Genomic DNA, 3,332 nt, shown 5'->3' with positions numbered 1-3,332 from the left:
TGTGCGCGCAGCACGCGTGGCTGTCGCCGCTGCCCCCCGAGGGCGCCTCGGCGCTGCGCTACCGGACCACCGCGCGGGGCGCCGAGATCGCTGCCGCGCAGGGGATCCGCTCGCTCGACCTGCTGCGCGACGGCGTGGTCGACCGGATCGTGGCCGAGCGCCCCGACGCGGCCGACGAACCGGCCGCGTTCCTGGCCCGGCTCGCCCAGGTGCTGGAGTACGAACTCGTCGGCCTGCTGCGCCGGCCGACCGCCGAGCGGCGGGCGGCCCGACTCGACCGATACGCGCGATTGGGCTGCTGAGCTCCCCGGTGTGCTCGGCAAGATCTGCCAGAACAGCCGGTTTTTGTGGTCAACAACATCCCAAGCCATCGGCTCGACAGCCGCCTAGAGTCCCAAGTCTCGGATCGACGGGACGGACGGGATGCTCGCGGACGACCGGCCGGGCCGGAATGTGAAACGACACGCCCCGACCCGACATCACCGACACGAGACGAACAGGAGAGCCCGACGATGCCGACTCCGCGAACCGGGAGAGTGCTCATCGCCCTCGGCGGCAACGCCATGACGGGCCCGGACGGCAGTGCCACTCCGGACGCCCAGCGGGCGGCCGTCGCGGTGGCCATGGAAGCGGTGGCCGACCTGATCGCCTCCGGCGTCGACGTCGTGCTCACCCACGGCAACGGCCCGCAGGTGGGCAATCTGCTCGTCAAGAACGAGTTGACCGCACACGTGGTCCCACCGGTCACCCTGGACTGGTGCGGCGCGCAGACGCAGGGCACCCTCGGCTTCACGATCGTCTCCGCCCTGGAGGCGGCGCTGCGCCGTCGCGGACACCCCGCGCACGTCGCGGCCCTGGTCACCCGCACCCTCGTGGACGCCGCCGACCCGGCGTTCGAGCACCCGAGCAAGCCGGTCGGCCGACACCTGCCACGGGCCGACGCGGAGCGCTTCGTCGCGCTCGGCCAGCACTGGGAGGACCGCGGCGCGAAGGGTTGGCGCCGGGTCGTCCCGTCGCCCGACCCGCTGGAGGTCGTGGACGCCCCGGCGATCCGGGCCCTGGTGGCGGCGGGCTTCACCACGGTCGCGGCCGGCGGCGGCGGGATCCCGGTGGTCCGCGACGGCGACGGCGGCGAACGCGGCGTGGAGGCGGTCTTGGACAAGGACCTCACCGCGGCGCTGCTCGCGGCCTCGATCGGCGCCGACGTCCTGGTGATCGCCACCGACGTGGCCCACGCGATGCTCGACTACGGCACCGCGAACGAACGCTCCATCGGTCGGGTCACGCCCGGCGAGTTGCGTGAGCACGCCGCGGCGGGGCAGTTCGCCGGTGGCAGCATGGGCCCCAAGGTCGAGGCGGCCGTGCGGTTCGTCGAGGCCGGCGGGACCCGCTCGGTGATCACCTCGCTCGACCGGATCACCGCCGCGGTGGCGGGCGAGGCCGGCACGGTCGTCGAGTCCTGACCCGGCGACGGCCCACCGGCCGGCGCCGACCCGATCCGATGCGTACCGAGCAGTCCACGACAGCCCGGGCGCCCCGACGCCGTACCGAGCAGTCCACGGCAACCCAAGCAATCCGACGCTCTACCGATCCGACGCCCTACCCAGCAGTCCACGACAGTCCAAGCACATCCAAGGCTTTCAACGAACGAGGTGGAACCGGTGCCCAGGCCGATTGAGGTTCACAAGGTCGCCATCGAGAGCGTCACCGACGCGTCCGGACTGGCCAAGCTCATCGACGACGGCGTGTTCGCGGCGGACGACGTCCTCGCCGTCATCGGCAAGACCGAGGGCAACGGCGGAGTCAACGACTACACGCGCATCCTCGCCGACCGCGCCTTCCGCGAGGTACTCGTCGCGAAGGGCAAGCGCTCCGCCGAGGAGGCGCAGCAGGTCCCGCTCGTGTGGTCCGGCGGCACCGACGGCGTGATCTCCCCCCACGCCACGGTCTTCGCCTACGCCCCCGAAAACCGCTACGCGCCCAGCGACGAGCCGCGCGTGTCGGTCGGCGTCGCGATGAGCGAGCCGATCCTGCCCGAGGACATCGGCCGCCCGCCGATGGTCGAGAAGGTCGCCGCCGGCGTCCGCGAGGCGATGGCCGTGGCCGGCATCACCGACCCGGCCGACGTGCACTACGTACAGACCAAGACCCCGCTGCTCGTGCTGGACACGATCAACGACGCCAAGTCCCGCGGCTTCGACGTGTGGACCGAGGACACCCTCAAGTCCATGGACGTGTCCAACTCCACCACCGCGCTGGGCATCGCGGTGGCGCTCGGCGAGATCGACCTGCCGACCGCCGAGCAGATCCACCGCGACCTGTCGCTGTACTCGTCGGTGGCGTCGTGTTCGTCCGGCGTCGAACTCGACTGCGCCCAGATCGTCGTGGTCGGCAACGTCCGCGGCGTCGGCGGCCGGTTCCGGGTCGGCCACGGCGTGATGAAGGACGCGCTCGACGCGGACGGCATCTGGTCGGCGATCCGCTCGGCCGGCCTGGACCTTCCCGAGCGCCCGCACACCTCCGACCTCGACGGTCGCCTGGTCAACGTCTTCCTCAAGTGCGAAGCCGACCCCAGCGGCAGCGTGCGCGGTCGGCGCAACATCATGCTCGACGACTCCGACGTGCACTGGCACCGCCAGATCAAGGCCACCGTCGGCGGCGTCACCGCCGCGGTGACCGGCGACCCGGCGGTCTTCGTCTCGGTCGCGGCCGTCCACCAGGGCCCGTCGGGCGGCGGCCCGGTCGCGGCCATCATCAGCGTCGACTGACACCCGCCCCGCCGGGCAAGCCTTCGGCCACCACCCTTCGTCCCGGGGTGGTGGCCGAAGCCGTATCCGGACGCCGACGCCGGCGCACACCCCGAACGCAGCAACGTGGCGTGCGCCCGTACGGGTGGTTTCCGAAAACGGCGACCCTGGCGTGAGCAGTAACGATGCCGGAAACACCGGCAGTTGGCGCAGACGCGGCGCACAGGGTGGCGAATTCGACGTCCAGGATTGAACCGACCGCTCCGTCCGGGGTGGTCGGCTTCCACCCGAGAGGTGTTCATGCGCAAGATCACGCGCGTCTCCGTCACCGCGGTCGCGGCCCTGCTCCTGGCCGGCGCCGCGTCCGCCGCCCCGGTGTTCGCCGAAGGCCACGACCACGACGGCCGGACCTACGGCTGGGTCGGTCCGTTCGGCGGCGGCTACGGCGGCCCCGACGGCGGCGGTGGCGGTGGCGGTTTCGCCGGGTTCGGCGGCGGCGGTCACGGTGGTCCGCACGGCGGCGGCGGTGGCGGCGGCCTCCTCTTCCCGTAGTCGTCGCCCGCGCGACCGGCTCGCCACGACGTC

The 3,332-nt window shown here is 72.5% G+C and carries 3 protein-coding genes and 1 pseudogene; all 4 read left to right on the top strand.

Annotated elements, in window-relative coordinates; genetic code table 11:
- Window positions 1–302: pseudogene (locus tag GT354_RS16365) on the top strand (acetyl-CoA carboxyl transferase); the annotation flags it as partial.
- Window positions 303–512: 210 nt separating this feature from the next.
- Complete coding sequence (arcC, locus tag GT354_RS16360; protein WP_161357046.1) at window positions 513–1,463, top strand: carbamate kinase; 951 nt, start codon at window positions 513–515, stop codon at window positions 1,461–1,463.
- 198 nt (window positions 1,464–1,661) lie between these two features.
- Entirely contained in the window at window positions 1,662–2,768 is a 1,107-nt protein-coding gene (locus GT354_RS16355) for a ring-opening amidohydrolase (protein ID WP_161357045.1), read from the top strand.
- A gap of 279 nt (window positions 2,769–3,047) precedes the next feature.
- On the top strand, window positions 3,048–3,299 hold the full coding sequence (locus GT354_RS52610) for a hypothetical protein (protein ID WP_202511965.1): 252 nt from the start codon (window positions 3,048–3,050) through the stop codon (window positions 3,297–3,299).
- The last annotated feature ends 33 nt before the right edge of the window (window positions 3,300–3,332 follow it).

This window comes from Streptomyces sp. SID3343 (genome assembly GCF_009865215.1).
Taxonomy (GTDB): domain Bacteria; phylum Actinomycetota; class Actinomycetes; order Streptomycetales; family Streptomycetaceae; genus Embleya.
The sequence above is the reverse complement of the archived record's forward strand: the minus strand, read 5'-3'. Positions and strand labels throughout refer to the sequence as shown.

Bases quoted from the DNA above. Each gene is read 5' to 3' on its own strand.
- arcC (WP_161357046.1), top strand. From the start codon at position 513: ATGCCGACTCCGCGAACCGGGAGAGTGCTCATCGCCCTCGGCGGCAAC.
- GT354_RS52610 (WP_202511965.1), top strand. From the start codon at position 3,048: ATGCGCAAGATCACGCGCGTCTCCGTCACCGCGGTCGCGGCCCTGCTC.